This is a genomic window from Acutalibacter sp. 1XD8-36 (assembly GCF_009917525.1).
Taxonomy (GTDB): Bacteria; Bacillota; Clostridia; order Oscillospirales; family Acutalibacteraceae; genus Acutalibacter.
The window spans coordinates 151,547-176,331 of record NZ_QZDU01000003.1 but is presented as its reverse complement, the minus strand read 5'-3'; the positions used below and the strand labels follow the sequence as shown (position 1 = coordinate 176,331).

25 protein-coding genes are annotated in these 24,785 nt (G+C 56.9%); 7 read left to right on the top strand and 18 right to left on the bottom strand.

Annotation, left to right across the window (positions count from 1 at the left end):
* Nucleotides 1–30 precede the first annotated feature (30 nt).
* From yicI to D5270_RS07390, 4 genes are all read right to left on the bottom strand, one after another.
* Nucleotides 31–2,295, bottom strand: a complete 2,265-nt coding sequence (yicI, locus tag D5270_RS07405; RefSeq protein ID WP_166543496.1) for an alpha-xylosidase — start codon at nt 2,293–2,295, stop codon at nt 31–33.
* Between the two features lie 28 nt (nt 2,296–2,323).
* Entirely contained in the window at nt 2,324–3,163 is an 840-nt protein-coding gene (locus tag D5270_RS07400; protein ID WP_166543495.1) for an MBL fold metallo-hydrolase, read from the bottom strand.
* A gap of 147 nt (nt 3,164–3,310) precedes the next feature.
* Nucleotides 3,311–4,936, bottom strand: coding sequence for a chaperonin GroEL (groL, locus tag D5270_RS07395; RefSeq protein WP_166543494.1), 1,626 nt, complete (start codon nt 4,934–4,936; stop codon nt 3,311–3,313).
* A 38-nt stretch (nt 4,937–4,974) separates the two neighbouring features.
* Entirely contained in the window at nt 4,975–5,259 is a 285-nt protein-coding gene (locus tag D5270_RS07390; protein WP_161472384.1) for a co-chaperone GroES, read from the bottom strand.
* Between the two features lie 548 nt (nt 5,260–5,807).
* Here D5270_RS07390 and D5270_RS07385 point away from each other — a divergent pair.
* The 4 genes from D5270_RS07385 to D5270_RS07370 all read left to right on the top strand — a co-directional run bounded on the left by D5270_RS07385 (nt 5,808) and on the right by D5270_RS07370 (nt 8,166).
* A complete protein-coding gene (locus D5270_RS07385) occupies nt 5,808–6,716 on the top strand; it encodes a hypothetical protein (protein WP_166543493.1) in 909 nt (302 codons plus the stop codon).
* A 180-nt stretch (nt 6,717–6,896) separates the two neighbouring features.
* The gene (gene rpsT / locus D5270_RS07380) at nt 6,897–7,157 is read left to right on the top strand and encodes a 30S ribosomal protein S20 (RefSeq protein ID WP_166543492.1); all 261 of its coding nucleotides are present in this window, start codon (nt 6,897–6,899) and stop codon (nt 7,155–7,157) included.
* A 146-nt stretch (nt 7,158–7,303) separates the two neighbouring features.
* On the top strand, nt 7,304–7,453 hold the full coding sequence (locus tag D5270_RS07375; RefSeq protein WP_166543491.1) for a hypothetical protein: 150 nt from the start codon (nt 7,304–7,306) through the stop codon (nt 7,451–7,453).
* A gap of 95 nt (nt 7,454–7,548) precedes the next feature.
* Complete coding sequence (locus D5270_RS07370; protein ID WP_166543490.1) at nt 7,549–8,166, top strand: class I SAM-dependent methyltransferase; 618 nt, start codon at nt 7,549–7,551, stop codon at nt 8,164–8,166.
* A 111-nt stretch (nt 8,167–8,277) separates the two neighbouring features.
* On the opposite strand, the gene spoVAE is transcribed toward D5270_RS07370, so the two are convergent.
* From spoVAE to purB, 6 genes are all read right to left on the bottom strand, one after another.
* Nucleotides 8,278–8,634: a stage V sporulation protein AE gene (gene spoVAE / locus D5270_RS07365; protein ID WP_161472380.1), complete on the bottom strand. Its 357-nt coding sequence runs from the start codon at nt 8,632–8,634 to the stop codon at nt 8,278–8,280.
* A 24-nt stretch (nt 8,635–8,658) separates the two neighbouring features.
* A complete protein-coding gene (locus tag D5270_RS07360) occupies nt 8,659–9,462 on the bottom strand; it encodes an HAD-IIA family hydrolase (RefSeq protein WP_166543489.1) in 804 nt (267 codons plus the stop codon).
* A gap of 23 nt (nt 9,463–9,485) precedes the next feature.
* Complete coding sequence (glmS, locus tag D5270_RS07355; RefSeq protein WP_166543488.1) at nt 9,486–11,315, bottom strand: glutamine--fructose-6-phosphate transaminase (isomerizing); 1,830 nt, start codon at nt 11,313–11,315, stop codon at nt 9,486–9,488.
* Nucleotides 11,316–11,430: 115 nt separating this feature from the next.
* Nucleotides 11,431–12,711 (bottom strand): adenylosuccinate synthase, encoded by a 1,281-nt coding sequence (locus tag D5270_RS07350; RefSeq protein ID WP_166543487.1) that lies wholly within the window; start codon nt 12,709–12,711, stop codon nt 11,431–11,433.
* 5 nt (nt 12,712–12,716) lie between these two features.
* A complete protein-coding gene (locus D5270_RS07345) occupies nt 12,717–13,241 on the bottom strand; it encodes a GNAT family N-acetyltransferase (RefSeq protein ID WP_166543486.1) in 525 nt (174 codons plus the stop codon).
* Nucleotides 13,238–14,674, bottom strand: coding sequence for an adenylosuccinate lyase (gene purB, locus D5270_RS07340; RefSeq protein WP_166543485.1), 1,437 nt, complete (start codon nt 14,672–14,674; stop codon nt 13,238–13,240). The genes D5270_RS07345 and purB overlap by 4 nt, the downstream gene beginning before the upstream one ends.
* A 221-nt stretch (nt 14,675–14,895) precedes the next feature.
* On the opposite strand from purB, the gene gdhA reads away from it, so the two are divergent.
* Nucleotides 14,896–16,227, top strand: a complete 1,332-nt coding sequence (gdhA, locus tag D5270_RS07335) for an NADP-specific glutamate dehydrogenase (protein WP_166543484.1) — start codon at nt 14,896–14,898, stop codon at nt 16,225–16,227.
* Nucleotides 16,228–16,287: 60 nt separating this feature from the next.
* Here the strand turns inward: gdhA and D5270_RS07330 are convergent, their stop codons facing one another.
* The 3 genes from D5270_RS07330 to D5270_RS07320 form a co-directional block, all read right to left on the bottom strand.
* Nucleotides 16,288–16,782, bottom strand: coding sequence for a GNAT family N-acetyltransferase (locus D5270_RS07330; RefSeq protein ID WP_166543483.1), 495 nt, complete (start codon nt 16,780–16,782; stop codon nt 16,288–16,290).
* A 12-nt stretch (nt 16,783–16,794) separates the two neighbouring features.
* The gene (locus D5270_RS07325) at nt 16,795–16,959 is read right to left on the bottom strand and encodes a DUF6440 family protein (RefSeq protein ID WP_166543482.1); all 165 of its coding nucleotides are present in this window, start codon (nt 16,957–16,959) and stop codon (nt 16,795–16,797) included.
* Between the two features lie 479 nt (nt 16,960–17,438).
* Nucleotides 17,439–17,882 carry a helix-turn-helix domain-containing protein gene (locus tag D5270_RS07320; protein ID WP_166543481.1) on the bottom strand — a complete coding sequence of 148 codons (444 nt, stop codon included), beginning with the start codon at nt 17,880–17,882 and terminating at the stop codon, nt 17,439–17,441.
* A gap of 191 nt (nt 17,883–18,073) precedes the next feature.
* On the opposite strand from D5270_RS07320, the gene D5270_RS07315 reads away from it, so the two are divergent.
* Both D5270_RS07315 and D5270_RS07310 read left to right on the top strand, forming a co-directional pair.
* Nucleotides 18,074–18,739 carry a CatB-related O-acetyltransferase gene (locus tag D5270_RS07315; protein ID WP_166543480.1) on the top strand — a complete coding sequence of 222 codons (666 nt, stop codon included), beginning with the start codon at nt 18,074–18,076 and terminating at the stop codon, nt 18,737–18,739.
* Nucleotides 18,740–18,992: 253 nt separating this feature from the next.
* Nucleotides 18,993–20,075 (top strand): PTS sugar transporter subunit IIC, encoded by a 1,083-nt coding sequence (locus D5270_RS07310; protein WP_243150252.1) that lies wholly within the window; start codon nt 18,993–18,995, stop codon nt 20,073–20,075.
* Nucleotides 20,076–20,123: 48 nt separating this feature from the next.
* On the opposite strand, the gene D5270_RS07305 is transcribed toward D5270_RS07310, so the two are convergent.
* From D5270_RS07305 to D5270_RS07285, 5 genes are all read right to left on the bottom strand, one after another.
* Nucleotides 20,124–20,594, bottom strand: coding sequence for a 23S rRNA (pseudouridine(1915)-N(3))-methyltransferase RlmH (locus D5270_RS07305; RefSeq protein ID WP_166543479.1), 471 nt, complete (start codon nt 20,592–20,594; stop codon nt 20,124–20,126).
* An 8-nt stretch (nt 20,595–20,602) separates the two neighbouring features.
* Nucleotides 20,603–21,385, bottom strand: coding sequence for an MBL fold metallo-hydrolase (locus D5270_RS07300; protein WP_166543478.1), 783 nt, complete (start codon nt 21,383–21,385; stop codon nt 20,603–20,605).
* A gap of 50 nt (nt 21,386–21,435) precedes the next feature.
* Nucleotides 21,436–22,287, bottom strand: coding sequence for a hypothetical protein (locus D5270_RS07295; RefSeq protein WP_166543477.1), 852 nt, complete (start codon nt 22,285–22,287; stop codon nt 21,436–21,438).
* On the bottom strand, nt 22,280–23,572 hold the full coding sequence (locus tag D5270_RS07290) for a UDP-N-acetylglucosamine 1-carboxyvinyltransferase (protein ID WP_166543476.1): 1,293 nt from the start codon (nt 23,570–23,572) through the stop codon (nt 22,280–22,282). The genes D5270_RS07295 and D5270_RS07290 overlap by 8 nt, the downstream gene beginning before the upstream one ends.
* A 163-nt stretch (nt 23,573–23,735) precedes the next feature.
* Nucleotides 23,736–24,719, bottom strand: coding sequence for an NUDIX domain-containing protein (locus D5270_RS07285; protein WP_166543475.1), 984 nt, complete (start codon nt 24,717–24,719; stop codon nt 23,736–23,738).
* Nucleotides 24,720–24,785 lie beyond the last annotated feature (66 nt).

Genomic DNA, 24,785 nt, shown 5'->3' with positions numbered 1-24,785 from the left:
CGAGGTGCATCCCCGCAGGACTCTTATTTATCAAACTGTCAAATCCTGTAAATCCGTACTTACCTCAACTACTCTCTCACCATCGGCACCGTGCAGGACAATCTTCAGTCCCTCAGCCTGTCCCTCAAAGTGGAAGCTGACTTTCCCTGCCACATTCTTAGCAGTAACTGTCAGGAATTTCTCACCGTTCATGTCCACTACCTCACACTGCGCCTCGTCATTAAGCTCAAAAACATGCAGCGTCAGGCCCTTGGAATAGTCATATTCCACAGTGGAATCCAGCGCCCCCACCGGCAGGATTGTGTTCTCCCGCACCATCAGCGGCAGGCTCATGAAGTCGTGCACCTCATGCACCCAGCGCCCGCCGGTCACAACCTCCCCGCTAAGCAGGTTTGTCCACCGGCCCTCCGGCAGGTAATAATCCACATCACCTTCCTTGGTAAACACCGGCGCTACCAGCAGGCTCTCACCCAGCATATACTGCCTGTCCAAGTCACCACACGCAATATCTTGCGGGAACTCCAGCACCATTGCCCTCATCATCGGCACGCCGGTCCTATGGGCCTCCACCGCCTTTGAGTACAGATAAGGCATGAGGGAGCACTTCAGCTTGGTAAACTTCCGCACCACGTCCACCGACTCCTCGTCAAACAGCCAGGGCACACGGTAGGAGTTGGAGCCGTGCAGCCGCGAGTGGGTGGAGAGCAGCCCGAAGGCCGCCCAGCGCTTATACACATCCGCGGGCGCGGTGCCCTCAAACCCGCTGATATCGTGGCTCCAGAAGCCAAACCCCGAGCAGGTCAGTGAGAGCCCCGCCCTCAGGGATTCGCTCATAGACAGGTAGTTTGAGGAGCAGTCGCCCCCCCAGTGCACCGGGAATTTCTGACCGCCGGCGGTGGCGCTGCGGGCAAACAGGCAGGCCTCGTCCCTGCCCTTATACTCCTCCAGCAGCTCAAAAACGCATTTATTATACAGATACGTGTAATAATTATGCATAAGCTCAGGGTCGCTGCCGTCATAATAAACGCAGTCCGTGGGTATCCTCTCGCCGAAATCTGTCTTAAAGCAGTCCACCCCCATATCCAGCAGCCCGCGCAGCTTATCCTGGTACCACTTCCAGGCTCCAGGGTTGGTGAAGTCCACTAGGCCCATGCCAGCCTGCCACAAATCCCACTGCCAGACATCCCCGTTCGGGCGCTTCAGCAGGTAGCCCAGCTCCATTGCCTCCCGGAAAAGGGGAGATTTTTGCCCGATATAGGAGTTTATCCACACGCATATGCGCAGTCCGCGCTCCTTCAGGCGCTTCAGCATTCCCGGGGCGTCCTTAAACATTTTGGGGTCAAAGGTGAAATTGCACCACTCATTTTCAGCCATCCAGTAGCAGTCAAAGTGGAAGACCTCCAGAGGGATATCCCTCTCAGCCATGCCGTTTACAAACTCATTGACAGTATCCTCGTCATAGTTTGTGGTAAATGAGGTGGAGAGCCACAGTCCAAAGGTCCAGGCAGGGGGCAGCGCCGGACGCCCGGTGAGTGCCGTATAATTATGCAGTACCTCTTTTGGCTCCCCGCCGCCAATTACCATAAAGTCCAGCTTCTCCCCCGGCACCGAGAACTGCGCCCGGGTCACCACCTCAGAGCATATCTCATAGCTCACCGGCCCGCTGGAATTGACAAAAACACCGTACCCCCTATTGGTTAGATAGAAGGGGATATTCTTGTAGGAAATCTCCGAGCAGGTGCCGCCGTCCTCTTGCCACAGGTCGACAACCTGTCCATTCCTGACAAAAGGTGTGAACCGCTCCCCCAGGCCGTACACCTTCTCCCCAATGTCCAAATCCAGCTGGGCCCGCATGAACGGCCCCTCAGGGGTCTGCATATAGCTTATCATGCTGTGCCCAAACTTATCGCCAACATTTGTCAGCTTTTTGCCCTTATAATAATATGTAAAGCTTGCGGGACGGCAGGTTATCCTCAGGCTGGTATCGCCGCTCCTAAGGGTAATCCCCCCCTCAAATTTCTCCGTCTCCAGGGGGCAGTCTTCCGTCTCGAGCTCAAATTCCGGCGCCTTCTTTGCGCTCCCCTTAAAGTGCCAGGCCTCCGTCCTGATAATGTCCCGCCTAGGGGAGCTTATGTCCATCTCCAGCACAGGCCCCCCCATGCCCCGCTCGTCCTGGGGATAGGGCACGCTGTAAAGGTAGACCTTCCCATTTTCCACCCGGATTTCCCGAATCTGTACGCAGTCAAAATTTTCAACGCCGGGCTTGTTCAGCCAGTAGCCTCTTGTAAATTTCATACACCCGCTCCTTTTATTATAGTTTCACTTAAAACTCAACTTCCATGCCGTCATAGGAGGTTAAAAAGCCCCTCTCACCGGCAGCCGGGACCATCTCGTCATACCCGGCCCCGCCGCCATTATGGGAGAAATGGTTTGCCACATGCACACAGCCCTCAGCCAGCACACCGGCCTTCTCCAGCAGCTCCCTGAAACGCACGTCGCCGTTTATCCCCATATGGTTGCGCTCGCCGTGCTCCAGCAGGCCGTTTGTGCAGTCATAGGAGACCAGCCCAAAGCGCAGCCCGCTCCCACGCAGGTACTCCATGCTCTCCTCCTGGAGCAGCCCGGTGTCGTGGGCATAGAGCATGGCCTTTCCCCCGGGCCCCTCCACGGCATACACCACCGACTCCGGCGCGCCGTGGTCGGCCTTCAGGGCCGTGACCCTGTAGCCCTCCACCTCAAAGGGCTCAAATGGCCTGATTTCATGGAGGCAGAGCCCGCCCTCCCGGATTATCTGCTCAATATCCTCACACTGGGCCCGCACCATCTCCAGCACCGCCCCGGTGCCATAGAGATGGAAGGCCCTCTTTTCCCTGCGCCGTCCGGCATAGCTTATCAGGCACCAGAGGTCCCCGGGGTATATATGGTCCGAGTGGCAGTGGGTCACAATGCAGGAGTTTATCTCATGAAGCCGCAGGCCCTCCCGCAGTACATGCAGATAGGTGTCCGCAGGGAAGTCAATTAGCAGCCGCCCATCCAAAAGCGCCTGGCTCCTGGTGCGCACATTCCGCCCGCCCAGCTCCCTGGCCCGCTCGCACACCTCGCACTCGCAGAACAGCGCCGGCACAGCCTCCGCCGCCGCAGTCCCCAAATATTTCAGCTTCAAACAATCGCCTCATTTCCAAAAATTAGTTGCCTGGCTTTTGCCTAATTGTACTATATTATCCCGGGTTTAGCAAGGGGAAAAACACAAAAAGGCCGGCCCCCAGCCTCTTGGGTACCGGCCTTTAAAGCTTCCTATTGCTTGATTATCTTAGTACATCCCGCCCATATCCGGCGCAGGTGCGGCGGGAGGAGTGGGCTCCTTAATATCGGCCACCAAAGACTCGGTGGTGAGTATGGTCGCCGCAACGGAGGAGGCGTTCTGCAGGGCGGAGCGGGTAACCTTGGTGGGGTCGACAATGCCCGCCTCAATCATATCCTGGAACTCCCCGGTGAGGGCATTGTAGCCCTGGCCCACCTTCTGCTCGCGCTTGAGCTGCTCCACGATAACAGAGCCCTCAATGCCGGCATTGGCGGCAATCTGGCGCACGGGCTCCTCAAGGGCCTTCAGCACGATGGCAGCGCCGGTCTTCTCGTCACCCTCAGAGGACTCGACATAGGCCTTCACAGCGGGGATGGCATCGATAAGGGCCGTGCCGCCTCCGGCTACTATGCCCTCCTCAACGGCAGCCTTTGTGGCAGCCAGGGCGTCCTCAATGCGCAGCTTCTTCTCCTTCATCTCTATCTCGGTGGCAGCGCCCACCTTGATGACGGCTACGCCGCCGGCCAGCTTAGCCAGGCGCTCCTGGAGCTTCTCCTTGTCGAACTCGGAGGTGGTGGTCTCAATCTGGGCGCGAATCTGGCCCACGCGGCCCTGGATGGCCTGGGAATCCCCTGCGCCGTCCACAATTATGGTGTTCTCCTTGTCCACCTTCACCTGGCGGGCGCGGCCCAGCTGGTCGATGGTGGTGTCCTTCAAATCAAGGCCGACCTCTTCGCTGATGACCTGGCCGCCGGTGAGGGTGGCGATGTCCACCAGCATTTCCTTCCTGCGGTCGCCAAAGCCGGGGGCCTTTACTGCCACGCACACGAAGGTGCCCCGCAGGCGGTTGAGGATAAGGGTGGTAAGGGCCTCGCCCTCAATGTCCTCGGCGATTATCAGCAGCTTCTTGCCGCCCTGGACAATCTGCTCCAGAAGGGGCAGTATCTCCTGTATATTGGAAATCTTCTTGTCGGTGATAAGGATATAGGGGTCGTCCAGCTCAGCCACCATCTTGTCCGTATCGGTAGCCATATAGGGGGTCACATAGCCCCTGTCGAACATCATGCCCTCGACAACCTCGCTGTAGGTCTCGGCGGTCTTGCTCTCCTCAACGGTGATAACGCCGTCGGCGGTGACCTTCTCCATGGCGTCGGCAATGAGCTGGCCTATCTCGTCGCTTGAGGAGGAGACAGCCGCAACGCGGGCGATGTCCTTAGTGCCGCTGACCTTCTGGCTGTTCTTCACAATGGCTTCAACGGCAGCGTCGGTGGCCTTCTGCACGCCCTTCCTAAGGACCATGGGGTTTGCCCCGGCAGTGACGTTCTTCATGCCCTCGCGCACCAGAGCCTGGGCAAGCAGGGTAGCGGTGGTGGTGCCGTCGCCGGCAACATCGTTGGTCTTGGTAGCGACCTCCTTCACCAGCTGGGCGCCCATATTCTCATAAGCGTCCTCCAGCTCTATCTCCTTGGCGATGGTAACGCCGTCATTGGTGATAAGGGGGGCGCCGAACTTCTTGTCCAGCACCACGTTGCGGCCCTTGGGGCCCAGGGTGATTTTAACGGTATCGGCCAGCTGGTTGACGCCTGCCAGAAGCGCCTTGCGGGCCTCCTCACCGTATACGATTTTCTTTGCCATGATAATCTGTCCTTTCTATTTATATAGTATAGATTTCTTTACTCAACAACAGCCAGGATATCGCTCTGCTTGACGATGGTGTACTCCTCCCCGTCAACCTTCACCTCTGTGCCGCTGTACTTGGCGGAGATGACCCTGTCGCCCTCCTTGAGGTACATCTTGATTTCCTTGCCGTCCACCTCTCCGCCGGGGCCCACAGCGACTACCCTTGCAATCTGGGGCTTCTCAACGGACTTTGCCGCCAGCACGATGCCGCTCTTTGTGGTCTCCTCCGCGTCCTCAGTCTTGATGAGCACCCTGTCCAAAAGTGGCTTGATTTTCATAAAAAACACCGTATCCTTTCTCCCCGGCTATATCCGCGCCCCGGGGGAGCGCTAATCCGCCGGTACAGCCGCCGCCCAAAACTGACGGCCCCCGGCAAAAAGAAACAGCTTTTTGTAATTTTTAGCACTCGGCTCTCTCAAGTGCTAACTATATTCTAATCACATGGTCAGGAAAAGTCAAGAGCCTTTTTCACATTTTTTTACAATTCACAATTCTTTCACATTTTCCCGTTGACACCTCCCTCCCAGCAAGGGTATAATATAATCTAAAGAAGAGTGAGGGCAGAATTCAGCGTTTTGTCCGGCTGGCCTTGTAAAACGTCACTCAGTAACCGCTGTCCCTAGCCTGGGGGCGGTTGCTTTTTTCTTGCATTTTCCTTGTTGATGGATTACAAACAATGCCAACAGATTATGAAAAATCGTAAAAACTATTATTTATCATTGACATATGCCATGTGTTATGATATACTATTTTTAGAAAAACAGGGAGGTGATAAATGCTTTTGCACAGCACTTCTGTTAAAATAAAGAAATGGAGTTGAAACCACATGAAAAAAGTTCTTTCGTTAATGTTAGTACTGATTCTCACAGTATGCAGTATCAATTTGCAGGCTTATGCTGAAACTTCTAATTCAGACGTTGCCGCGCGGGTAGAACAACTGAGGAACAACCCGGTTATTCAGGAGATGGTAGAAAAGTATGCCCCCGACCCCGATAGATGGTGGGATTGGTATAATGATTTGCCTCTTGAAGATGAGGATGTTGTAAGCAAGATTTATGTTTTGGATTGGATAGAGTATTTCGCATTGATTCCAGAAGATGAACGCCTTTATGTCAACTACAATCCACTTCTTTTCGCTGGCACCGAGCAGGATGATTCCCATACTTCGATAGATGAATATGATACATCGTCATATAGTGTCGTGCTTCCCCCTGATGGAGGGGGGTTTCTTCCAACAGGAGGTTACGAACATGCTTACGACGAAGATTTATGGGATGATCCAGTACGTGAAAAAGCTAATTGCTATGCTTACGCCATGAATTGTTATTCACGTTACGGTGACCCCATGTATGTTATAGGCTATTCTTCATCAGGCCAACACTACTCTGTAAACTACATGAGAAGAAATCTGACAATCTTGCTCGGTGCTGACGCAAAGTATTTTAATGGAAAAACCGTTAAACCGACAACTGCAGATGCAAAGCCTGGGTATCGGCAATACAAGATTGCTCTCGCATTCTCATACGTAGGGTCTACAGCTAGAGATTTCCATTTCTTCCGTCAGGATAAAGGCGGTTATTGGTCGCATAAACGTGGGTATGAGGGCTATATTCAAAATACCGATGCTGGCAATTTCAAAATTTATGATCCCAGTGTTTGTGACCGGGATTTTGGTTCTGGCTATGAACCACATAATTATTATGATTTTGCTGGGTATTACATGGTAACTTATTGAACCCATATATATCACTGTCAATATAGTTAAATATTTTAGCAAGGAAAGCCAAGAGGACCTTGGCTTTCTCTTTTGATTATGTTACCGGGATTTCACCGTTCTTATAAAAAACACTTGCATTTTCTCAGAAACTGTGCTATCATAGCAGGTAGTATGACGATGGGTAAGGAGGTGTCACGATTGCCAAACATCAAATCCGCAAAAAAGCGCGTTAAGGTCATCGCCACGAAGACCCTGCAGAACAGGGCCCTCAATTCCGCTCTGAAGACTCAGCTCAAGAAGGCCAATTCAGCCATCGACAGCAACGCCGCTGACAAGGAGGCCGCTGTCCGCGCCGCCTTCAAGAAAATCGACCAGGCTGCTGCTAAGGGCATAATTCATAAGAATAACGCCGCCCATAAAAAGTCCGCTCTGGACAAGAAGCTTCACGCTGGGGCGTAACCGGTCCCGCCGGTTTGGAGGCTTGGCTGCCCGCTTGAGGGTGCCGGGCCTTTTTTCTTTTGCTTTTTACAAAATCTGTCTTGACTTTTCCCACAAACTTGGTTATTATAATAGTTACAATGTATCTCATTTTGGAGGTGTCCGCTATGAAAAAAGGGACCAAGCTCGCGCTTTTTATTGGCCTTATCTCTGCCATAGCTGCTGTCGCGGCTTCAGTCGCGGCTCTGCTCATGTATCTCGACCACAAAAAGGACGAGGAGGAGCTGGAGCACTACCTGGACTGCTCTATTCAGTGACCCTTTGAAAATCTGCTGGCCCTTTTAGGGGCTTGCTTTCTTGTGGGGAAACTCGGTGCTTCCCCCTCCTCCCTGTATTCTGAGAGGAGTATTTTATGCTGGACAAAACTGGATTTGACCTCTGGGCCGATGGCTATGATAAAGCTGTCGGCCTTTCAGACAACTCTGATACCTACCCCTTCGCGGGCTACAGGCAGGTGCTGGCTCTGATTTACAGCCGCTGCCTTAGCCGCGGTACGCCAACCGTCCTTGACATCGGCTTTGGGACCGGCACCCTTACCTCTAAGCTGTATGACGCGGGCTGCCGGATTTACGGCCAGGATTTTTCACCCAAAATGCTTGCCGCAGCCCAGGCTAAAATGCCCGATGCCAAGCTGTATTGCGGGGATTTTACCCAGGGGCTGCACCCGGAGCTTGCCTCCCGGCGTTACGATTTTATTGTGTCCACCTATGCCCTGCACCATCTCAGCGACTCCCAAAAGCTCCCCTTTTTAGCCAAAATTTTGGAGCTTCTTGAGCCCGGGGGAGAGCTTCTGATAGGTGATGTTGCTTTTGGCAGCCGGGCGCAGCTGGAGGAGTGCCGTGCCCAGGTGGGGGACGGCTGGGATGATGAGGAGTTCTATTTTGTTTGTGATGAGCTTGCCCGGGACTTGCCTGGGTTATGGTTTCAGCGGGTGTCTTATTGTAGTGGGGTGGTTGGATTTTGTAATTAGCAGGCGGGGCCTGCAACTAGGTCGTGGGGCGCTGCCCCACACCCTGCCACCTTTGTAAAGGTGGACGAAACTTTTGAGTTAAAAAGCCTCCGGGGGTTCCGGAGGCTTTTGCTATGATTTGTCCCGGGGCTTTGCAACAAGGGCGGCAAGGTACCCGAAAAATACTGCTGCGGTGGTCCCTGCGGCCCCTGCGGTCAGGCCGCCGGTGAATATGCCAAGGAAGCCCTGCTCCACCACTGCCCTTCGGACGCCCTCGGAGAGTGCCCATCCGAACCCGCACAGGGGCACTGTCGCCCCCGCGCCCGCAAAGTCCACCAGCGGTGTGTAAACTCCCAGCGCCCCCAGAAGCACGCCAACCGTGACATATGTCACCATTATTCTGGCGGGGGTCAGTTTTGTCAGGTCTATCAGCAGCTGGCCCGCAAGGCATATGAGCCCGCCCACCCAAAACGCATTAAAATACTCCATAAACGCCCTCCTTTGAGAGTATTTTCACCCGTTTTGCCGTAAATATGCCCCGATTTCACCCACATTTTCCGCGATTACATCGGGCTTTATTTCAGAATTTGCCAGCATATCAACTGTGGTCTCCCCGCTCAGCACCAGCACCGACACCGCCTCAGACTCCTTTGTTACGGCAATGTCTGTATAGAGCCTATCCCCTATTACCGCAACCTCTTGGGCCTGCTTCCCGCACACATCCAATATATACTGTAAAGTGTGCTTCGAGGGCTTGCCGAAAAACTCACACTGCACCCCTGTCGACGCCCTCACCAGCGCCGCTATCGACCCGCAGTCCGGCACAAATCCACCCTCCACCGGGCAATTCCAGTCGGGGTTTACCCCGAACACCTCTGCTCCGTTCCTGATAAAATGGCAGGCTTTGGCAAGCTTGTCATAGGTCAGGCTGGTGTCGAAGCCCAGAACTACATAGTCCGGCCCATGGTCGTCAAGCTCGATACCCTCCTGCCTGAAGTCCGCCAACAGGGGCTCTGTTCCCACCACATAGGCCCTTCCTCCCGGACGGTTTTCCCGGAGCCAGCGAAGTATCACGTGGTTTGAGATTAGCATTTTCTCCGGCGGCACCTCTATGCCCATCCTGTGCAGCTTAGCTAAATACGCCTCCCTATTCCTTGAGCTATTATTGGTAAAAAAACAAAAATCCCGCCCCGACTCCTGAATTGCCCTCAGGAAATCCTTGGTGTATGGAAACAGCCTGTCACCAAGATATATGGTGCCGTCCATATCCAATACAAATAATTTGACATCTTTTAGACGCTCTATCTGACCTTTCATACATCCCTCACACACATTTTTTCTCATTCCACCGTTACAGACTTTGCCAAATTTCTGGGCTTATCTATGTCGCAGCCCTTCATGGATGCCACATAGTACGCGAATAGCTGCAGTGGCAGTATGCTCATTGAGGGCAGCATAAAGTCCGGCACCTTCGGCACGCAGAACTGCCAGTCCGCGACCCCCTTCATCTCCTGTGCGAACTCCTCCGTGCACAGCCCCAGCACCACCGCGCCCCTGGCCTTCACCTCCCGGATATTCGCCGCCATCTTCCCGAACAGCCGCCCGCAGGTGCAGATTGCCACCACCAGCGTGCCCTCCTCAATCAGGGAAATCGGCCCGTGCTTCAGCTCCCCGCCGGTGTACGCCTCAGAATGGATATATGATATTTCCTTCAGCTTCAGCGATGCCTCAAGGGACGCAGCATAGTCCACGTTCCGGCCTATAAAGTAAATATCCTTAGCGTTAAAATGCCGTGAGGCAAAATGCTGTATGGTCTCCCTGTCCTCCAGGCACCTGCCCGCCAGCTCCGGCAGCCTCTCCAGAGCCCCTACGAACTCCGCAAGCTCGCCCTCCGGCAGAGTCCCCAGCTCCTGGGCCATGTGCAGGGCTATCAGGTAGATGACGGCAAGCTGGGTGCTGTAGGCCTTGGTGGAGGCCACGGCTATCTCCGGCCCCGCCCAGGTGTAGAGCACATCGTCGGCTTCGCTGGCAATGGTGCTGCCCACCACATTCACAATAGCCAGGGTCCTGGCCCCCTGCCTCTTCGCCTCCCGCAGGGCCGCAAGGGTGTCGGCGGTCTCACCGGACTGGCTGATTATAATAACCAAAGTGCGCTCGTCCAAAATCGGCTCACGGTATCTGAATTCCGAGGCCACATCCGTCTCAATGGGCATTCTCAGCAGCTTCTCAAAGGCATATTTCGCCACGGCCCCCACGTGATATGAGGTCCCGCAGGCCACAATGAATATCCGGCTGATATTCTCGATATCGGCCTTTGTCAGCTTCAAGTCGTCCAGCACTACCCTTCCTGCCTGTATCCTGGGTGAGATAGTTTTACTCAAAGCCTCCGGCTGCTCGCAAATCTCCTTCATCATGAAGTGCTCATAGCCGCCCTTCTCAGCGGCGGTTATGTCCCACTCCACCGTCTCCACCGGCTTCTCAACCGGCTCCAGCTCCCTGTCGAAGAACTCCGCCCCCTCCCGGGTGAGCACGGCTATCTCCCGGTCCTTCAGGCGCACCATCCTTCTGGTATGGGCCAGAATCGCCGTCACATCCGAGGCTATAAAATTCTGCCCATCCGAGAGGCCGACTATCAGCGGGCTGTCCTTCCTCACGGCGAACACCTTATCCGGGCAGTCCGCGCAGATTATTCCCAGGGCGTAGCTGCCCTGCACCCGCTCGGTCACCTGGCGTATTGCCTCCGGCACGTCCCCCCGGTAGTAGTGCTCCAGCATTTGGGCCACCACCTCCGTGTCCGTGTCGGAGACGAACTCCACGCCCCGGCGAATCAAATGCTCCTTTAGCTGCATATAGTTCTCGATAATGCCGTTATGCACCACCGCGAAGAGCCCGCCGCCGCTTGCCTGGGGGTGGGAGTTCACATCCGAGGGCGCGCCGTGGGTAGCCCAGCGGGTGTGTCCGATACCCACCGTGCCGGGGAGCTTCCCGCCCCCATCCAGTATCCCCTCCAAAACCGAGAGCCGCCCCTTGGCCTTCACCACGTGCAGGCCGGACTCATTGTGCACCGCCACCCCTGCCGAGTCGTACCCCCGGTACTCCAGCTTAGTCAGCCCCTCCAGCAGCACCGGGGCCGCTTGGCTGTCTCCGATATAACCAACGATTCCACACATAAAATCTCCTCCTTAAAGTCGTCCTGTTCTGCGGCAGTTTGCTCAAAGCCCGGAACATAGGTCTAAAACAGAAAAACAGCCCGAAACCAGACTGTTTTCCCTTCCTAGCCTAACCTTAGCGATACATAATATCCTCCCGGGCCGGGCCGTTTGAAACCATCGTCACCGGCACGCCCAGGTATTTCTCAGCAAACTCCACATATTTCCTGGCATTCTCAGGCAAATCCTCATACCTCTTGATACCCTTAATATCGCACTTCCAGCCGGGCAGCTTCTCCAGCACAGGCTTGCACCTTTTCAGCTGGGCCGTGGGCGGGAAGTAGTCTATCTGCTTGCCGTCCAGCTCATAGGCCACGCAGACCGGTATCTCGTCAAGGTACCCCAGCGCATCCAGCACAGTGAATGCCACGTCCGTAGCCCCCTGGACCATGCAGCCGTATTTTGCCGCCACCAGGTCCAGCCAGCCCACCTGACGGGGGCGGCCGGTGGTCGCGCCGTACTCACCCTTGTCGCCGCCGCGCTTGCGGAGCTCCTCGGCCTCGTCCCCGAAGATTTCCGAGACAAACTCCCCCGCTCCCACGGCGCTGGAGTAGGCCTTTACCACGCAGTAAATCTTCCCGATGGCATAGGGCGGTATGCCTCCCGCGCCCACCGTGCCGAAGCCCGCCAGGGGCGAGGAGGAGGTTGTCATGGGGTAGATACCCATGTCCGGGTCCCTCAGGGAGCCCAGCTGCCCCTCCAGGAGGATGGTCTTGCCCTCCTTCACGGCGTTGTATAGCAGGGTGGTGGTGTCCGCAACATATGGGGCAACTATCTCCTTATACTCCATGAGCTTATTATAGATGTCGTCCCGGTTCAGGGGCTCACGGTGGTAGAGCTCAGTATAGAGCACATTTTTCAGGCCCAGCACGTGGTCGATACGCTCGTATAAGGCGTCCTTATCGTCAAAAAGGTCGCTTATCTGGAAGCCTATTTTTGCATATTTGTCGGAGTAGAAGGGGGCTATGCCTGATTTTGTAGAGCCGAAGGCCTTGTCGGCAAGCCTCGCCTCCTCCAGGCCGTCCAGCTCCTTATGGTAGGGCATGAGCACCTGGCAGCGGTTTGAAATCAGTATCCTGGGCTCGGGCACGCCGCCGTCTTTTATATACTGCATTTCGGTGACAAAGTTTTCTACAGAAAACGCCACGCCGTTGCCTATAATATTCGTGATATTCTGCCGGAAAACACCTGAGGGGAGCTGGTGCAGGGCAAACCTGCCATACTCATTTATAATAGTATGCCCGGCATTTGAGCCGCCCTGAAAGCGTATAACTATGTCGGAATCTTCCGCCAACACGTCGGTTATCTTGCCCTTGCCCTCATCGCCCCAGCAGGCGCCTACGATTGCTTTGACCATATTCTTTATACCTCTTTAAAACTATTACTTTTTATGCTCAAATATAACAGGCCACCCTCTTCCCGGACTACCCTGAACCCGGCGGCCTTGTGTATCTTCAGCGCGGCCTCGCGGGTGGGCTCAAAGCAGTTTGTGACCTCTTTGGCCCCCAGCTCCCCGAAGGCGTGGCCCAGCAGCAGGCTGACGCCCTCGCTGGAGTAGCCCCTCCCCCGCCGGGAGCTGTGCAGCACTATGCCCATCTCGTACACTCCGGGCCCGCCGGTCTCGTACAGGCTGACCTCGCCCACGAATTCGCCGCTCTCTGTATCTTTAAGGTAGGCGTAGAACCGCTCCGGCTCATTACCCACCCAGCGGGCATACCAGCCGTCCCAGTCCTCCCTGGGAAAGTCTATGCAGCCGGTGTCGTTATGATAACCCGGGCTTTCCAGCCCGCAGCCCGCGTTATAGCCCATGCTCTCGGGGTCGGACAGCAGCTTCTGACGGAAATCGAGCTCCTCCGGCTCCGGCACATGCAGCGTAAGTCTTGTCATACAGTAACCTCCACTTCCACGGTCTTTGCGTCCTTGTACCGCTCCAGCACCGGCCCGACCACCTCGTTGAGGAAGTCCATGGTCTGCTCGGGGGCGCGGCCCACGTACTTCTCAGGCTTCAGTATCTCCCGGAGCTCCTCCAGGGTCACGCCGAACAGCGGGTCCCCGGCTATGCGCTCCAGCAGGTCGTTTTCGCCCCCCTGCTCCTTTATCACCTTACCCGCCGCCATGGAGTGCACCCGGATGGCCTCGTGGAGCTGCTGCCTGTCGCCGCCCCGCTTCACCGCGTCCATCATGATGTTCTCCGTCGCCATAAATGGCAGCTCCCGCAGCAGGTGCTGCTCTATCACCTTGGGGTACACTACCAGGCCGTCGGCCACGTTGGCGTACAGGGTCAGGATGCCGTCCACCGCCAAAAAGGCCTCCGGCACGCTCAGGCGCTTGTTGGCCGAGTCGTCAAGGGTGCGCTCGAACCACTGCCCGGCCTCGGTGAGGGCCGGGTTCAGCGCGTCGACCATGACATACCTTGCAAGGGAGGCTATCCTCTCCGTGCGCATGGGGTTGCGCTTATAGGCCATGGCGCTGGAGCCAATCTGCCCCTTCTCAAAGGGCTCCTCCACCTCCTTGAGGTGCTGCAGAAGCCGGATATCGTTGGAAAACTTCGCGGCGCTCTGGGCAATACCTGACAAAATATTCAGCATCTGGCTGTCCAGCTTCCGTGAATATGTCTGGCCCGACACGGCAAAGCTCTCCTTATAGCCCAGCTTTTCTGCAATTTTCTTATCCAGTTCCTTCACTTTTTGGTGATTCCCCTCAAAAAGCTCCAGGAAGCTGGCCTGGGTGCCGGTGGTGCCCTTTGAGCCCAGGAGCTTTGCCTTGGAAAGCTGGTATTCCACGTCCTCCAAATCCAGCAGCAAATCCTGTATCCACAGCGCGGCGCGCTTGCCCACAGTTGTCGGCTGGGCGGGCTGGAAGTGGGTGAAGGCCAGTGTCGGCAGCCCGGCGTGCTCCAGGGCGAACTTTGAGAGGACCCTCAGCACAGATACCAGCTTGTCCCGGATAAGCGCCAGCGCCTCGGTCATTATAATTATGTCGGTATTGTCCCCCACATAGCAGGATGTAGCCCCAAGATGTATGATTCCCGCGGCCCCCGGGCACTGCTGGCCGTAGGCGTACACGTGGCTCATAACGTCGTGACGGACCTCCTTCTCCCTGGCCTCCGCCACCTCATAGTTGATATCCTCAGCGTGGGCGCGAAGCTCCTCCACCTGCTCAGAAGTTACCGGCAGGCCGAGCTCGTGCTCGGCTTCCGCCAAAGCTATCCACAGCCTGCGCCAGGTGCGGAACTTCTTGTCCGGCGAGAACAGATATTTCATCTCCCGGCCCGCGTATCTTGCGGACAGCGGGGATTCGTACACTTCCCTTTGGCTCATTTGTAGGTCGCTCCTTCCAAAACATTTCTCTGGACCCATACTCTGTTATTTTAAACAATTTGCCGCCCCGTGTCAAGCCTTTTGCATTTTTATCCCGGTCCATTTGTAGCCCCAAGGAATTTTTCTCAATTTACCCCTTGTAAAATCCAAAAAAATGTGGTAAGATAGGAGCAAGTTTTGCAGGATGAAAAAATAAACTTGCATTTTGGAGGGATTATCCAATGTCTTATGTAAGCGAGCAGCTGGAGCTGCTAAAGCAGAAAAACCAGTCCGAGCCCGAGTTCATCCAGGCCGCCACCGAGGTGCTCACCTCCCTGGAGCCTGTGATAAACGCCGAGCCCAAGTACCAGGAGAACGGCATCCTCGAGCGCATCACAGAGCCTGAGCGCCAGATAATCTTCCGGGTGCCCTGGGTGGACGATAACGGCAAAGTGAGGGTCAACCGCGGCTTCCGTGTACAGTTCAACTCCGCTATCGGCCCCTATAAGGGCGGCCTGCGGCTGCACCCCTCGGTAAACCTGGGGGTAATCAAATTCCTAGGCTTTGAGCAGATATTCAAGAACAGTCTTACCGGCCTGCCCATCGGCGGCGGCAAGGGCGGCTCCGACTTCGACCCCAAGGGCAAGTCCGACCGTGAGGTCATGGCCTTCTGCCAGAGCTTCATGACCGAGCTCTTCCGTCACATCGGCGCCGACACCGACGTGCCCGCCGGGGACATCGGCACCGGGGCCAGGGAGATTGGCTATATGTTCGGGCAGTATAAGCGCCTTAAAAACTGCTTCGGGGGCGTGCTCACCGGCAAGGGCCTTAACTACGGTGGGTCCCTGGCCCGCACCGAGGCCACCGGCTACGGCCTCCTGTACTTCACCAGCGCCATGCTAAAGAAGAACGGGCATAATCTGGAGGGCAAGACCGTGGTTATCTCCGGCGCGGGCAACGTGGCTATATACGCCGCCGAGAAAGCCTATCAGCTGGGGGCAAAGCCTGTCACCATGTCCGACTCCACCGGCTGGGTCTACGACCCCGAGGGCATTGACCTTGCCGCTATTAAGGAGATAAAGGAGGTCAAGCGCCAGCGCCTCAGCGAGTACAAGAACTACCGTCCGGGCTCCGAGTACCACGAGGGCAGGGGCGTTTGGACCGTCAAGTGCGACGTGGCCCTCCCCTGCGCCACCCAAAACGAGCTTCAGCTTGAGGACGCCAAGGAGCTTATCAAAAACGGCGTCATAGCTGTAGCCGAGGGCGCCAACATGCCCACCACCCTGGAGGCTACCGAGACCCTGCAGCAGGCAGGCGTGCTCTTCGCCCCGGGCAAGGCTGCAAACGCCGGCGGCGTTGCCACCTCCGCCCTGGAGATGAGCCAGAACAGCCAGCGGCTCTCCTGGAGCTTTGAGGAGGTTGACGCAAAGCTCAAGGGTATCATGGAGAACATCTTCGCAAACGCCGACGCTGCGGCGGAAAAGTACGGCCACCAGAAGAACTATGTGGTTGGCGCGAACATCGCGGGCTTCGTGAAGGTTGCGGACGCTATGATTGCCCAGGGTGTTGTCTGATAACCTGTAACGTGCAAAAATCCGGCCGGGCGTTCCCTGAGAGCGCCCGGCCTTGTTATGTTACAGCTTCTTTATCATGTCGATACACCAGTCCTCATACTCCCCCGGAGTGCCGTCCTCATTGACATAGCCGTACACTCCGTCCAGGTGCAGCTCCCCAACGGCGGTATAGCCCAGCCCTTCATACAGCCGCTTTGCCGCCGGATTATCCTCCGGGTTCACGTCCAGGCCGAGATACGGCACTCCCCTCTCCCGGCAGGCCTCCTCGCAGGCCCGCGCCAGCTTGGAGCCTATACCCCGGCCCCTCAATGGCTCTGCTACCAGCAGGTCTATCATGTCCGCACAGCGGCTATTGTTCGTGTACGGCATGACGCCGGCTTTATTTTCCAGCGACAGCAGCACGAACCCCGCCGCCCCGCCGTCCGTGAACGCCCCCAGGTATACCGCCGAGCCCTCACCCTGCTGGCGAAGCCGGTCGCGGTGGAGCGTCGGGTCGTCTTTAATGGTAAGGAGGGCCGACAGGTCATCTGGGGTCACAGGCCTTATCCGGCACATATCCCGCCGCACTCAGCCCTGGGTAACGATGGGCTTGCCGTCCCTATCCAGCAACGGGGTGAGCCCCCCGGCATACCCGTCCTTGTGGAACAGGTAGAGAACGCCGGTCTCCTTATCCCTCCAAATCTCCGTAACGGTCAGCTTGCCCTGGCTTGAAACCTTCTCAAAACGGTCCATAAAAAATCCTCCTGAATGATTTTATTTTCTTTCATAAGAATTATATCACTTATATAACCTCAAGTCAAGGCCTACATAAACATGGTTCTTGACAAACATGGTTTGCAGGTGCTATAATACAAACAAAGAGGGCGCTGTGTGGTAAGCGGTCTGGCTCCAGTGTTGATTTTATAGTGTACTACAAAACCGTCACTTGTCGGAGTGGCGGTTTTGCTTTGTTACCTTTTTCTTGGGTACGGTCAGTTTAATTGACACGGTAATTCCCCAAATATGAAATGTAAAGGTAATCGGCATAAAGGCTCACCTCCCTTCGGAGGATATCGCCAAACCGCCTGCACTTATCGCAGCGCCCCGCCCCTTTCGGGGCTATACCAATTCTACCAGATACGACAGCATCTGTCAAATATTTTCTCTGCTGTTATGTGCAAAAAGGACTGCCTATCTCTGTGTAAGCAGTCCTTTTTGTACTATCTACAGTCTTATCCCTTCCAAATCTGGGCCAAGATATCCTTTAGCACCAAAAACGCGTCCTCCTCAGAATACCCCTGCTCCCGGCGCAGCCGCGCCAGCATTTCCCTTAGCTTCTCCTCATAGCCCCCGGTCTCCACCTCTCCCCTGTAAGCTGCAAGCACCGGGTATTTCTTTGCCCACATGTCGGTCCAGTTGATTTTCTTCTGGGCCTCCTCGCTGGTGCGCCGGATGGCCTCCTCAATCTCCTTCACCTCCAAGTCGAAGTCCACCAGCTCATCCAGGGTCACCTTGTACAGCCCCGAGAGCTGCTTCGCCTGGCGTATGTCCGGCAGGGTCTCGTCCAGCTCCCATTTGGAGATGGTCTGGCGGCTCACTCCAAGCCTCCCGGCCACCTCCTCCTGGGAGAGCCCGCTTTTCTTCCTGGCCTCAAAAATACTGCTGCCTAAACCCATATTTCAAATCCCCTTTCAAAAAAGTTTAGATAAAGTATAACCCAATCCGGGCCCGAAGTCCACCGCCCTTAGTTTACATTTTCGCCCGCTTTCCCGGCATTTTCTTTCCTCACCCCTTGACTTCCCAGGCAAAGCCGGTATAATTATATAGATACCCATATTTAAAAGACCACAAAGGAGTTATATAGCTTATGGAGCGCATACCCGACCCGAATGCGGTATACCCCAACGAGTATAAAACCTCTTGCTTTATAAAAAATGTTATAGAGGCCCCAAATATCACCGTGGGCGACTACACCTACTACGACGATGAAAACGACCCCACGGCCTTTGAAAGGAATAACGTGCTCTTTAACTACCCCGAGTTCGGCGACCGCCTGGTTATCGGCAAATTCTGCGCCATAGCCTCGGGTACCCGCTTCATTATGGGCCCCGCCAACCACCGTATGAGCAGCGTCACCACCTACCCCTTCAATGTCTTCGGCGGCGCCTGGGAGGAGCGCACCCCGCCCCATCTGTCCCAGCTCCCCCATAAGGGCGATATCGTAATCGGCAATGACGTGTGGATAGGGCGCAAGAGCATTATCATGCCCGGGACGAAAATCGGGGACGGCGCCATTATCGCCGCCTACTCCCTTGTAGCCTGCGAGGTCCCGCCCTATACGGTTTTCGGCGGCAACCCCGCCCGGTTTATAAAGGAGCGCTTCACCCCTGAACTCAGGGAACTGCTGCTGCGCTTTCGCTGGTGGGACCTGCCCCCCTCGGAGCTCCTGGAGGTGCTGCCCCTGCTCTGCGACCCGGACCTTGAGCGGGTGCAGAGGGAAATCGCCTTCCGGCTTGGGGAAGCGGTACAGTAAACATATTTTCTATTCTTTCAAACTCAATACGGCTAAAATCCGCCGTAAACCGCCAAGGAGCCCTGAGGCGACCATCAGACCGGGAAAAACCCGGCGGCGACCTCGAAACTCTTAGCGGGCGGCTGATTTTGGCAACATAGTCAATATAGATTTTCCATAGTAACATTTTGCCGATGGGGCGCTGCCCTTGTGGTGAACCACCGGCGGCGCTCCTTTCGGTGGCATTAGTCTGAAAACGGAAGGAGAACCTATTTTGGCAAAGGAACAGAATCACGCCCCCCGCAGGTCCACAGGCTGGGAGCGGGTCAGCACTTATGTACAGCTATATCTTGTGGACGCAATGAGCGCCATGGCCCAGGGCCTGTTTGCCTCCCTCCTGGTGGGGACTATAATCTCCACTTTGGGGACACAGCTCGGCCTGCCTGTTTTAGAGGAGGTCGGGAATTTCGCAAAGTCCATGTCCGGCCCGGCAATGGCTGTGGCCATCGGCTACGCCCTTAAAGCACCCCCGCTGGTACTGTTTTCACTGACAGCGGTGGGCACCGCGGCAAACAGCCTTGGAGGGGGCGGCGGACCATTAGCCGTGCTCATAATGGCTATAGCAGCCGCCCAGCTGGGGAAGCTGGTGAGCAAAAAGACCCCTGTGGACATCTTGGTAACCCCCATTGTCACCATCGGCAGCGGCACAGCCCTGGCCTATCTCCTGGCCCCGGCGGTGGGCTCGGCGGCGGCGGCCTTCGGGCAGCTCATTAAGGACGCAACAGTTCTGCAGCCCTTCTGGATGGGGATAATCGTCTCGGTGCTGGTGGGCATAGCCCTCACCTTGCCCATCTCCTCTGCGGCGCTCTGCGCGGCCTTCGGGCTCACTGGGCTTGCAGGGGGCGCGGCGGTTGCGGGCTGCTGTGCCCAGATGGTGGGCTTCGCGGTGATTAGCTTCAGGGAAAACGGCTGGGGAGGCCTCGTGGCCCAAGGGCTTGGCACCTCCATGCTCCAGGTGCCAAACATCGTGAAAAACCCCCGCATTTGGATAGCCCCCACCCTTGCCTCGGCTGTGACCGGCCCCATAGCCACCTGTGTCTTCGGCCTGCAGATGAACGACCCCTCCGGCGGCGTGGCCTCGGGAATGGGCACCTGTGGGCTGGTGGGGCAGATTGGCGTGTACTCCGGCTGGGTAAGCGACGTGTCCCAGGGGGTCAAGGCCGGGATAACCGCCATGGACTGGCTGGGGCTCATACTTATAAGCATAGTCCTTCCCGCCATACTGGCCCTCCTGTTCGACCTGGGCCTGCGTAAGCTGGGCTGGGTAAAGCCGGACGACATGAAGCTCGACATTTAAAAACTTTTTCAATAACAGCCAAAAGAGTCCACCCAACCGGGTGGACTCTTACTTATGGTAGGGCGCGCCCCGCAGAATCTGGAGCCCCCGATATATCTGCTCGCAGAGCATGACCCTGGCAAGCTGGTGGGGGAAGGTCATGGGCGACATGGATATCCCCGTCCCCAGGGCCTTCACCGAGTCCGACAGCCCATAGGAGCTGCCAATCACAAAGCTTATGGCCCCCGGCGACTGCATGGCCCCCGACAGCAGCCTGCTCAGCCCCACCGAGTCCAGCTTCCTGCCCTCTATGCACAAGGGCACTACCATGCCCTCCAGCTTCGGTATCACCGCCCCCGCCTCACGCTCCAGGGCCGCCGATATCTCCCCCTTATTAGGGGAGCTCCCAAGCCGCGCCTCAGGCAGCTCCACCAGCTCAAACCTGCACAGGGCCGACAGGCGCTTCTCATATTCCCTCACCGCCGCCCGCCAATACTCCTCCTTGAGCTTGCCCAGGCAGACAATTTTCACTCCCAGCATAGGCCCTCCTAAAAGATAACCGTATGGCTTCCGGTGTTCTCGGGCATGGCTACCTGCAATATAAAGTCGACGTCACTCACATAACCCTCCCGGACAAGGGCGGCTAGGGAGGTCTCATGGGCAAGTTTAGGGGTATTGTTGGTGTCGCTCAAATGGGCCAGCACGAAACGGCGCACGCCGCTCTTTAAGAGCTCCGGCAGAAACTCCGCACAGACGGCGTTGGAGAGGTGCCCCCTGTCGGAGAGTATGCGGCGCTTAAGGTAGTAGGGGTACGGTCCGTTGCGCAGCATTTCAACGTCATGGTTTGACTCTATCACCACCATATCACAGCCCAGCAGGTTCTCCCGGACCTCCTCCGAGAGATACCCCAGGTCAGTGGCGAAGCAGAAATCCCTGCCGTCCTCAGTATGTATGCGGTAACCTGTGGGCTGAAGGCAGTCGTGGGAGGTGGGGAAGGGCCGCACCTCCATCCCGGCTATCTCTGCCCCCGCGCCGATGTCAATGAGCTCCACCCCCTCCAGGCTGTCCCCAATGGCCCTGAGGGTACCCGCCGAGCCGTACACCGGCAGGCCGTACTTCCTGGCAAAGACCCTTATGCCGCTCACATGGTCGCTGTGCTCGTGGGTGACAAGTATCCCCCCAACGGCCAGCGGGTCTATGCCGCAGAGCTTCATGCGTCCGTCAAGCCTCCTTGCGCTTACCCCCGCGTCGATAAGCACCCCGGCGCTCCGAGAGCCCAGGTATGAGCTGTTCCCGGAGCTCCCCGAGAACAGCGGGCAAAACCTTGCCATATGTACCCCTCCCCATAAAATCACCCCGCCGTCGGCAGGGTGCGGATATTCTAAGTCAGCCGGGCGAGGATACTCCCCACCCAGTACGTACAGTCGGCCTGCCGGGAGCCCTTCCTGCGCCATGAGTCCGCAAGGGGCAAATGCACCCGGTCGGCAGCCTTGGGCCCCAGGTCCCAGAGCCCGCCGGCGTCCCGGTTCTCCCGAAGCCAGTCTGCGGCAAAACGCAGCTTCCCCGGCCCCAGTCTATAGCCCAGCAGCAGCTCCAGCGCAGATAAATACCGCACTGTCTCCCGGGAGGCAAACTCCTTTGGCGGCACACTCACCGGGCCGTCACATATATAGTAGATACCCTCAGGCTTATTTACTATATAGTCTAAAAACTTACTCTCCGTACCCTCAGTAAGCATGCCTCTCAGCAGGCTTACATGGTAGAAATCCACAAAGTCCCGCTCCCTGCCGCCACGGATAGGGGAATTAAACTCGGCCGTATACGCCTCACTGTAGGCCGCAAAATCATAGCCTCCCCCCGCGAACGCGCCCTCGATTACCCGCGCCCAACGGCGGGCGAAATCCAGGGCCAAGGGCTCCTCGGGGTCAAACTCCCGCACCCATGTGCAGAGCATGAGCCTTGTGAAAAGCGCCCAGTCGTGGCCCTTCTCCCAGTAGCTGTCAATCTTCCGCTCCCCCCGCAGGCAGGCCAGCATACAGTCTACCGCGCGTCTGACAGGCTCGTCCCCGATGGTAAATCCCAGTATCTTCAGCCGTCTCAAAGCCTGCTCGGTGGTGATAAGCCCCCGGCGGCGGTCCGGCATGGACAGGGTGTGGAACTGGCTCCCCCAGGTGCCGTCCGGGTTCTGCATACCCAGTATCTCAGCGGCCCACTTTCCCTCTCTTCTATCCAATCTGGTACATGGTCCGGTCGGGGGTCTTCTCCAGGTATATGTCAGCGCCTAAACTCGCCAGCTTATCCACAATATTCTCATAGCCCCGCTCGATAAACTTGATATTCTCCACCTGGGTCACGCCGTCGCACATGAGCCCTGCCAGCACCATGGCTACCCCGGCCCGCAAATCTAAAGCCCGCACAGGCGCCCCCTTGAGCATGGGCACGCCCTCCACCACCGCGAGGCTCCCCTCTACGGTAATCTTCGCGCCCATCTTTCTGAGCTCGTCCACGTACTTAAAGCGCCCGCCGCTGTAAATGCTCTCGGTCACCATGCTGATACCCCCGGCCGCAGAGAGCAGGGTAGTTATCTGGGGCTGCATATCCGTGGGGAAGCCCGGGTGCGGCAGGGTCTTCACGTTGCACTTTCTGAGCTGCCTGTCGCAGGTGACCCGCACAGTGTCGTCGCCCTCCTCCACGTGCACGCCCATCTCCACCAGCTTTGCGGAAATAGAGGCCAGGTGCTGGGGGGTGACATTGCGCACGGTGATGTCACCGTGGGTGGCGGCGGCAGCCATCATATAGGTGCCCGCCTCTATCTGGTCGGGTATAATGGCGTAGCAGACGCCCCGCAGCTGCTGGACGCCATGTATTTTAATGGTGTCGGTGCCTGCACCGCGCACGTCAGCACCCATGGTATTCAGGAAATTGGCAAGGTCCACCACGTGGGGCTCCCTGGCGGCGTTCTCAATAACAGTCACGCCCCGGGCCTTCACTGCCGTGAGCATGATGTTGATGGTGGCCCCCACTGAAACCACGTCCAAATATATATGCGCTCCGAATAAATCGTTTGGGGCCGTGACGGAAATCATGCCGCCGTTGTCCAGGCTGTGCTCACAGCCCAAAGCCTCGAAGCCCTTTAAATGCTGGTCAATGGGCCGCACGCCGAAGTCACAGCCCCCCGGCAGCGGCACCAGTGCCTGCCTGCACCGTCCCAGCAGCGCCCCGATAAAGTAGTAGGAGCCCCGCATGCCGCGGGCCACGTCCGCGCTGACAATATGGGTGCTGATGGGCCTTGGGTCTATATCGATAGTATGCCTGTCCGGGTAGCTCACCGCCGCGCCCATCTCCTCCAGGATATAGGCGGCGTTCTTCACGTCGGAGATATCCGGCAGGTTTTCAATGCGGCAGGGGGAGTCGGACAGTATTACCGCGGGCAGTATGGCTACCGCGGCATTTTTAGCGCCGTTTATTACGACCTCACCGCAAAGGCGGTGGCCTCCATGAATCACGTATTTATTCAAATTTCCACTTCCTATAGGGCTTGTAAAGGCCGCATACGGCCCTTTGCCCGGGATTTTTCATCTGCAAATATTATGGGAGCTTATGCTAATGATAATACATTCCCGGGCAAAAGTCAATCCCTGGAGAGCAAGATGTGCCTAAATGTGAATTTTCTGTAAATTTTTACAGGATTCGACGGTCCCTGACATTGCTGTACAGGGTGAACTCCTCCGGCAGGACAGGCCAGCACTCCTGCATGGGTATGGGGTATATCCTGGCCCTTTTCACCTCCTCCTCTGTGAGCCACCTATAGCTGTGCTCAGCGCCGTCGCTGTCTGCAAGGCTGAACTCCCCCTCAAGGGCCGGGAGCCGCTCCCAGTCCAGCTCCCCTAAATAGTACATTGCCAGCTCGTGGACCTGCCGGCCCCCCAGGGGGAAGAAGCTCTCGCAGAGCCATAGGGGGCGCACCAGCCTGGAGCCAACCCCCAGCTCCTCCCGGACCTCCCGCCTCAGGGCTTCCTCCATGGCCTCATTTATCCGCACCCGGCCCCCGGGCAGGTAGTAGTGCCCGATTCCCGGCTCCGTCATCGCAAGGAGTTTTCCCTCATGGACGAAGATACCGGCAGCCCGGAAGTTGAAAAGCCCCGCTTCAGTGGGAAATTTTACGTCGCCGCCGGGCCGCGCGCCCCCGGAAACTCTGTCAGTGATAAGCGTAAAGCTCTCCGGCAGCTCCGGGAAGCTCCGGCGCACAAACTCCGGGTGTATATAGCCCTGATAACTCCCCGGCTCAATCCAGTTGAAAAAGTGCTGCTCCCCGCCGGTGTCCGCCCGCTCAAATGGCCCGTCGGTACTGGGCAGGGCGTCCCAGTCCAGTTCAACCAGGAAATACACCTCAAATCCATGGTACGGCGGCTCATCTCCGTCGTCAAAGCACTCCCTCAGCCATAGGGGGCGCAGCACCCTGGAGTCAACCCCCAGCTCCTCCCGGAGCTCCCGCCTCAGGGCCTCCTCCATGGTCTCGTGCAGCTGTACCCGGCCCCCGGGCAGGTAGTGGAACTTCTCGTCGCCCGGGCGGTCGTGTACCCCCAGGAGCCTGCCGCCCCGCTGAATCACGGCCCCTACCCGGAAGTTGAACCGGCCCTCAGCCGTCTTGAAATTGCAGTCCATAAATCATTCCTCCTCTATGTAGCATAAACTTTTACCTGTGTCCGTACCTATGCAAACCACAAATGA